The organism is uncultured Campylobacter sp., from assembly GCF_938045595.1.
Taxonomy (GTDB): domain Bacteria; phylum Campylobacterota; class Campylobacteria; order Campylobacterales; family Campylobacteraceae; genus Campylobacter_B.
The window spans coordinates 1-7533 of the sequence record NZ_CALIBB010000238.1; the positions used below are offsets into that span (position 1 = coordinate 1).

The 7533-nt window shown below is 43.0% G+C and carries 6 protein-coding genes, 3 tRNA genes and 1 pseudogene; 6 read left to right on the forward strand and 4 right to left on the reverse strand.

Annotated features, from left to right (window positions below; translation table 11 throughout):
- Positions 1–74 precede the first annotated feature (74 nt).
- The 6 genes from Q0340_RS09015 (at position 75) to Q0340_RS09040 (ending at position 3480) form a co-directional block, all read left to right on the forward strand.
- A tRNA-Arg gene (locus tag Q0340_RS09015) sits at positions 75–151 on the forward strand.
- A 64-nt stretch (positions 152–215) separates the two neighbouring features.
- A complete protein-coding gene (locus tag Q0340_RS09020; protein ID WP_298083047.1) occupies positions 216–1208 on the forward strand; it encodes an agmatine deiminase family protein in 993 nt (330 codons plus the stop codon).
- Positions 1209–1228: 20 nt separating this feature from the next.
- Positions 1229–2419 (forward strand): carbon-nitrogen hydrolase, encoded by a 1191-nt coding sequence (locus Q0340_RS09025; RefSeq protein ID WP_298083048.1) that lies wholly within the window; start codon positions 1229–1231, stop codon positions 2417–2419.
- 277 nt (positions 2420–2696) lie between these two features.
- A complete protein-coding gene (locus Q0340_RS09030) occupies positions 2697–3110 on the forward strand; it encodes a prepilin-type N-terminal cleavage/methylation domain-containing protein (RefSeq protein WP_298083049.1) in 414 nt (137 codons plus the stop codon).
- A 183-nt stretch (positions 3111–3293) separates the two neighbouring features.
- A tRNA-Gln gene (locus Q0340_RS09035) sits at positions 3294–3368 on the forward strand.
- Positions 3369–3405: 37 nt separating this feature from the next.
- Positions 3406–3480 (forward strand) — tRNA-Met (locus Q0340_RS09040).
- A gap of 107 nt (positions 3481–3587) precedes the next feature.
- Here the strand turns inward: Q0340_RS09040 and Q0340_RS09045 are convergent.
- The 4 genes and pseudogenes from Q0340_RS09045 to Q0340_RS09060 all read right to left on the reverse strand — a co-directional run.
- On the reverse strand, positions 3588–4454 hold the full coding sequence (locus Q0340_RS09045; protein WP_298083050.1) for a tyrosine-type recombinase/integrase: 867 nt from the start codon (positions 4452–4454) through the stop codon (positions 3588–3590).
- Positions 4455–4489: 35 nt separating this feature from the next.
- The gene (locus Q0340_RS09050) at positions 4490–5281 is read right to left on the reverse strand and encodes a phosphoadenosine phosphosulfate reductase family protein (RefSeq protein WP_298083051.1); all 792 of its coding nucleotides are present in this window, start codon (positions 5279–5281) and stop codon (positions 4490–4492) included.
- A gap of 18 nt (positions 5282–5299) precedes the next feature.
- Entirely contained in the window at positions 5300–6640 is a 1341-nt protein-coding gene (locus tag Q0340_RS09055) for a hypothetical protein (protein ID WP_298083052.1), read from the reverse strand.
- A 137-nt stretch (positions 6641–6777) separates the two neighbouring features.
- A pseudogene (locus Q0340_RS09060) lies at positions 6778–7533 on the reverse strand (type II and III secretion system protein); the annotation flags it as partial.

Consider the following 7533-nt stretch of genomic DNA (forward strand, 5'->3'; position numbering starts at 1 on the left):
ATGTCGAAATTTAAACCGCCTTTTTGGCTAAATTTAAGCTAAAAACGCTATAATCCCGTTTTCTTTTATTTCGTGCGCTCGTAGCTCAGCTGGATAGAGCATTTGATTGCGGTTCAAAAGGTCGGGGATTCGAATTCCTCCGGGCGCACCATCCACAAATATCTTTTTAAACCGAGCTTCGCTATAATCCGTGAAATTTTAATCTTGGAGCAAAAATGAGAGCATTCGCCGAATGGGAGGAGCAAGAGGCGCTTTTGGTGTCTTTGCCGCACGCGGACACCGACTGGGCGCCGTATTTGGGCGAGATACGGGCGGCTTACCGCGACTTTATCGCCGCCGCAGCGAGGTTTGAGCCGGTCGTCGCGATCGCGCCGAGCCGCGAGGATTTTGAGCAAATTTGCGGCGGCTTAGCAAACGCGAGCTTCGCGCAAATCGATACCGACGATACGTGGATCCGCGATTACGGCGCGATCGACGTAGAGGAGGGCGGCAAAATCACGGGACTAAATTTTCGTTTCAACGCCTGGGGCGGCAAGTTTGCAAGCGCCAAGGACGACGCGTTAAATTCCAAACTTTACGCCGCGAGCGCCCGCCCGCTGCGAGACGTGGATCTAATCTTAGAAGGCGGCAGCGTCGATTTTGACGGCGCGGGCACGATGCTAACTACGAGCGCGTGTTTGCTAAACGAAAATCGCAACTCCCTAAGCAAGACCGAGCTGGACGCGCGGCTGCGTGAAATTTTCGGGCTAAAAAAAATAATCTGGCTGGGACGCGGCTTCATAAAGGGCGACGATACCGATAGCCACGTCGATACCCTTGCGCGTTTTCTAAGCCCGCGCGTCGTGGCGATAAGCTCGTGCGACGATCCGAGCGATCTGCACTATGCGGAGCTTGGCGCGATGAAAGATGAAATTTCATCGCTCGGATACGACGTGATCAAACTGCCGATCCCGCACGCGATCTTTTATCGGGGGCGCAGGCTGCCCGCGACTTACGCAAATTTCGTCTTTTTAAACGGCGCGCTCATCGTGCCTACCTACGCAGACCCCGCAGATCCGCACGATCCAAACCGCGCGGCGGACGAGCTGGCGCTGTCGCGTCTGCGTGCGGCATGCGCGGATCGCGAAGTAGTGGGAGTAGACGCGCGCGTTTTCATCCGTCAAAACGGCTCGCTGCACTGCTCGTGCATGAATAAATTCAAGCTTTAAATTTAGACCTAAGGGAAAATATGAAAATTTTAAAAGTTGGGCTGATTTCGCATAAATTTGAAGGTACCAAGGCGCGCACGATAGCGCGTAGTATCGAGCTCATCGCGCGCGCAGCGGCAAAGGGCGCGCAGTTAATCGTTTTGCAAGAGCTTCATCAGACGCATTATTTTTGTCAGCGCGAAAATACCGAAAATTTCGACTATGCGCAGGATTTCGAGCGCGATTTGCGGCTGTGGAGCGAGGTAGCGAAGAGATTTGGCGTCGTGCTGGTAAGCTCGCTTTTCGAGCGCCGCGCCGCGGGGCTGTATCACAACACCGCCGTGGTCTTCGAGCGCGACGGCAGGATCGCCGGCAAGTACCGCAAGATGCATATCCCCGACGATCCGCAGTTTTACGAAAAATTTTATTTCACGCCGGGCGATCTGGGCTTTGAGCCCATAGATACGAGCGTGGGACGGCTCGGCGTGCTCGTGTGCTGGGATCAGTGGTATCCCGAGGCGGCGCGCGCGATGGCGCTACGCGGTGCCGAGCTGCTCATATATCCGACTGCGATCGGGTGGTTCGACGGCGACGACGAGGACGAAAAAGCGCGTCAGCTGGAGGCTTGGGTCGCGGTGCAACGTGGGCATGCGGTGGCAAACTCCCTGCCCGTAATCGCCGTAAATCGCGTGGGCTTTGAAAGCGCCGCTCTGAGCGAAGTCTCGTCGGATGAAATTTTATCCGGGGGAAATAAAATTTCGCCAACAAGCGACGGCGGAGCAGTCAGCGATAAAATTTTGCGCTCCATGGATGCAAGCGGCGATAGTAAAATTTTAAGCGAGGGCGGAATTTTATCTTTTAATAACGGTGCGCTAACGGATAGCGGCAAAATGGCGATAGGCGGCGAAATTTTGCCCGCGAAAAATGAGGCGCCGCGAGAGAATTTAAAGATTTCGATAGAGATCAAATTTAACGGCGAAACTTTAGAGGTGCTGCCGAATAAACAGCGCATAGACGGGCTCGGTAGCGAAGATGGGATTAGGTTTTGGGGCAATAGCTTTGTTTTTGGCGCGCAGGGCGAGCAACTGTTTCGCGCAAATAGCACCGATGAGCTATGTGAAGTCGTAACCATCGATATGCAAAGATGCGAAAACGTGCGCCGCTGGTGGCCGTTTTTGCGCGATAGACGCGTGGGAGAGTATGGAATTCTTACGAAGAGATACGGGCTGTAGCATCCTGTATCTCGAATAAAACATATGGTTTATCGCGTGATGCACGAGAATCAAAGCAAATGATTTTTATGGTATCAATGTGCAGAGGCGCCACTACAATACATTAATAGACAAATGGATTTAAAATTTTGATTTTACAATGCCCGCAAAATCGGACTTTGTAAATAAATTGTAAAAAATTTGCCAAAAACTATTGACAATTTTTAAATTTTTCTCTATAATTACGCCAAGTTTCGCATATAGGTATGCGGGATGAATTTTATTTAAGGAGTAAACCATGAAAAAAGGTTTTACTATGATCGAGTTGATCTTCGTTATCGTTATTTTAGGTATTTTGGCAGCTGTTGCTATTCCAAGACTTGCAGCTACACGTGATGATGCTGAGGTTTCTAAAGCGGCTAGCAATATTCAAACTATTGTAACTGATTTAGGTGCATACTATACATCACAAGGTAATTTTAGTTCGACAATTGCTGACATGACAAATGTTGCGAACCCAGTTAAAGCTAAGTCTGATACATGCTTTACTGTAGGAAGTCCTGCTAATGATTCAATATCTGTAACTATTGGCAATACTTCTACTTTATGTAAACAAGTATGGGAGATGCCTGGTCTTAAACAAATTTCTGATAGAATTGCCAAAGATAGTGGTAAATTGAAATTTGGTGGTAAAAACGTTAACTATAACTAAGCATTTAGTATAGATATGCTGTTTCTAAGGCTCTAGCTAAAGCTAGAGCCTTTTTCATTTATATAGATATAGTTTTCTATTTAATTTAATAACTTTATAAATCATTTATTGAATTATTATAAATTTTTTGAATTCAGTCTTGACTTTTAGTTGCCGTTTCTGTATAATAAAAATTCTTTTTGATGGGGTATAGCCAAGCGGCAAGGCAATTGGTTTTGGTCCAATCATTCGGAGGTTCGAATCCTCCTACCCCATCCACTTCGCGAATGTTGTTTAATCTTCGCACTTCTTGTATCGCAGAGTAGAGCAGTGGTAGCTCGTCGGGCTCATAACCCGAAGGTCGGTGGTTCAAATCCACCCTCTGCAACCAAACACCCATTACAAGGGCATTTGATAAAATCTTAAAATATTCTTATTTTTCTAATAGAAAGTATTAAGCTTATTTTAAGCGTATGGATCACAACGCTTATTTTTTACTTAAACGGAATTCATCAAATTTTCGATAGTATTTTTCGATTGTTTTATATTGGCGGTAATATATTTTTGAGTAGTAATAATATTAGTATGCCCCAGAGTAAAACTTACTTGTTCGATCGGTAGCTTAAGATGATTAATGCAATACGTGCCGATAAGATGTCGTATATCATGAAGCCTGATTTTAGGTAGATTATTCCTCTTTAGCAAAGAATTCCAGCTTCTACGTAAATCAACGAATTTTGACCCAGTAGCAGGATTGACAAAGACGTAGCCATTTAGCTGATTATTCTGTTTTGCGGCTATATAGCGCTTTAATAGCCTTTTATAAAGCTCGTCGCTCATAGAATATATCATATCGCGCTTAGCTTTATTGATTTGAAAAGGTATAACGTAAGTTTTAGTTTTTAAATTTACGTCACTCCAACACAAGCTTAAGACTTCATTTTTACGTCTGCCGTGAAGTAGAAAAAAGAATATATCGGCGCTATAAGCTTCATTTTCACATATAGCTTTTATAAATTGCCTTTGGACGGATAGCGGATAATCAAAGTATCGTTTATTGTCAAATTTAGGCAACTCAACGAAATCGCAAGGATTTTTAGCTACAAGTTCGAGCTTTTGAGCAAATTTAAAGATTACGTGCAGCTTTGCAAGGATATTTTTAACAGTCTTGATTTTATAATCAGCCTTGATTAAGCCGTTACAGAGCCTTTGAATATCCAAAAAGCTTATATCGCTTACGTCTTTTTCGCCTAAGCTTGAAGCTATATGCTTCTTATAAGTTGATATATCACTCTCCAAGGTATGTTTACGAAGTATCAATTCGTAAAATTCTATATAATCGTTAAAAAGATCGTTAAGCAACATTACAAAGCTTCCTAAAACGAATACGGCATAACGCCTTAGATTTTACAAAAACAATCTTTTAAAGGCTCATCTGAAAAATCGAATAGCCCGCTTTGCTTATCGGCTTTTATAAATTCTTTTTCCATATCAGCACAAGTTCGTCGTTTACTAAACCAATATTTATTTTGGATCTTCTCGCCTTGCTTCTCAAGTTGAAACAATCTAGCTTCAATCTGTTTCATATACTCCCAATCTTTGTGAAAATGTTTCCAAACTTGAAAAAAGCTTCTATCGCTTTGAGCCGGGCAAAAGCTGCACCCTGTGCGAGTAAAATATCTATACAGCGGATTCTCCATCTCTCGCTCTCGTAAATATGCTGTGCAGTCCGTCTCGCTCATTGCAAAGTCATCAATGAGCGGATAAAGAAACTCGTCACCCGCCATCTTTCGGTGAATTTCGGACATTGTATAGCCGATATAAATTTTATATTCCTCGATCTTTTGCCCTTTTATCCAACGCTCAAAAGGACGAGTTTTGCTCTCTCTGCGCCAGGTGCAGGGCATAAACTGAGGCGTAGGCAAACCACGAATGTAACCCTCAAGCTGTCCTCTTGAAATCTTGCCAAATACACTATCCTCAAAGCTAATCTCAGGTTTGAGCATGATGACCTCTTTGTTATAGCGCGCTTTGAAATATTCAGATAATCGCTCGACATAGCGATACATCAATTCAAACTCGTGAAGCGTATCCTTAAATACAATATAGTCCAGCGGGCGGCCGTGCCTCAAAAGCATATCGACCATTGCAGTGCTATCCTTACCGCCTGAAAGGGTTGCTATATATTTCATTACTTTTCCTTTAAATTTTTAAAATGGATATGGGATAATCCCATTATTGGAATACCTAAAAACAAGATCTTCCAAATCATTAGTAAAAGGACGAACTTTATTTTTAAAACGCTGTAGAAATCCTCGATCGATCATCTCATTCTCAAGCATGGCATAATCTTGAACGCTTAAAATATCGTCCGTCATTTCGTTTTGATTATCGCGCCAATAAAGCTTAAGCCTTTCATCGCTCATATCTTTCCAAGCGGTGCGGAATATCTTGCTTGGCTTATAAATTACGGGCTCGACACCGCTATTGTAAGCCTCCCTAATAGATTTAAACTCGTGAGACTGGATTTTACCGATGCTTTGAGCCGGATTGATATTTTTGACATATTCGTGCATAAGCCTACCGCAGACATAATAAAGCAGGTGTCCGTCCTCGTAAATTAGCTCCTCTGAAGTATAAGGAATACTCATAAAGATACTTTGGCTCTTATAATCCCACTCTATAAGCGTGTTATCAAAATCTTTTAAAATATTGAGGTTACCTAAATCGCGCAGGCTTTTGATGAAATTTATCTTACGATAAACCCAAAGCGGGATTGGATTTTGTGAGGATAGAAACCTGCGTATCTTATGCTTTATAAACCACGCTTGAACCTCGTTAATATCGTCCGTTTCATTAAAATTTATAAAGGTCTTGGTGATATATTTCATAACATAGCCCGTGGCGTTATTAATCGAGGTCTGAAAGCCGTTGATCTCGCCGTTTGCTATCTGAGCCGCAGTCAAACGCTCATTTCTTAGGTTTTGCGGGGCATAGAATACGTCTTTGTAAATTTTCAATAGATAAGGGATAGTATGCTTCGGGGCATATATCAAAGCGTGAATATGCGGCACGCCGTCCTTTTTATGCGGCTCAAAGGTGCGGATATACTGAAATACCTCGCCCTTGTAAGCAAACCTAAAGCGCTTCGTAAATTTATGAAAATTATAATTTAAGACGTTGGCTAAGTCCTTTATACTGAAAGGCACGCCCTCGTTAAGCTTCTGCTTCTGCTCTATCGGAAGCGATCTAATATCCTTGGTAGTAAAGGTGGCAAAATTTCCTACTAGAGCCTTACGAAAGCAGCCGTTTAAGGTAATGGTTAGAAACACGGGCACCAGCTCGTGCTTTACAGAAAGCATATGTATAGTATTTGTCCTATTGGCTACCTCGGCGTAATAGGTGCTTGAAAAATTTGCAGACTTTGAAACCGAAAGCAGGCTTTTTTCTTCGCCGAAAGAATTTACAAATTTGTAATCCTGCAAAAACTTTCGTTGTCTGTCAATTTTAAGCTTTACGGCTGCAAAATCAGCCTCATTCAAACCGAACATTTTAAGCTTCGTTTAAATCTGACAGATTTTTATTAAATTGACAAGGGAGAGAGCAAAAGCTCGCTGCGCTGGCGCTTAGCTCGCTTTTGCTCTTCGGTTGTCCCTTACATAATGAGCCGTATATCTCTACACACATCTTAATTTACCTCTATCGTAAGAGTAATAATGCTAGTGCTTTTATAGTTCTGCTCGATAGAGAAAAGATATTTTAAAATAGGTATGTCTTTGAGTAGCGGCACGCCGTTGCGTTTTGAATAGGCAACGTCTTTGTTAATTCCGCTTAAAACGAGAAGTTCGCCCCGCTTAAGGCTATAGTTAGACTTAAGCTCCTTTTTACTCGTGCGCGGCGTGAGGGTGTTTTGTGAATCGAGCAAGTCTTCAACGATTAGATCGAGACTGAAATCAACGTTTGAATTCTGAAGCACAACCGGGCGAATTTTGATTTTTAGGCCGACGTCTTTATACTCGTAGCTGTTTTGAGTGGCGGTGCCGTTTTGTGTATAGGTGCTGGTGTTCGTTAGATAAGGCACGTTTTCGACGGATGAAAAATAAACCTCGGCGCCGCTCTTGGCAACCAGAAACGGACTTTGCTTTATGGTAGTTACGCCGTTTTGCTGAAGCAGGCTAAGAACTCCGTAAAAGCCCCGTTTTTTTGTAGTTACTACGTTTGTCTCGGCGCTATAAGGCATAGTAATAAGATTTATGAAATAGTTTAGATCGGAGCGGGTCACGATGTCGCCTAAAGAATTTAGATGCGAGCCTATATCTTTATAGTCATTCGTATTGGTCTCAAGTATGGTGAGCTTAAAATTCACCTGCTCGAGCTTTTTATCACTGCGCTGTACGAAATCTATTATGTCGTTATATTCGTCATATTTTTCCCTTTTTACTGC

Coding starts and splice junctions, on each gene's coding strand:
- Q0340_RS09030 (WP_298083049.1), top strand. CDS start 2,697: ATGAAAAAAGGTTTTACTATGATCGAGTTGATCTTCGTTATCGTTATT.
- Q0340_RS09055 (WP_298083052.1), bottom strand. CDS start 6,640: ATGTTCGGTTTGAATGAGGCTGATTTTGCAGCCGTAAAGCTTAAAATT.
- Q0340_RS09020 (WP_298083047.1), top strand. CDS start 216: ATGAGAGCATTCGCCGAATGGGAGGAGCAAGAGGCGCTTTTGGTGTCT.
- Q0340_RS09045 (WP_298083050.1), bottom strand. CDS start 4,454: ATGTTGCTTAACGATCTTTTTAACGATTATATAGAATTTTACGAATTG.
- Q0340_RS09025 (WP_298083048.1), top strand. CDS start 1,229: ATGAAAATTTTAAAAGTTGGGCTGATTTCGCATAAATTTGAAGGTACC.
- Q0340_RS09050 (WP_298083051.1), bottom strand. CDS start 5,281: ATGAAATATATAGCAACCCTTTCAGGCGGTAAGGATAGCACTGCAATG.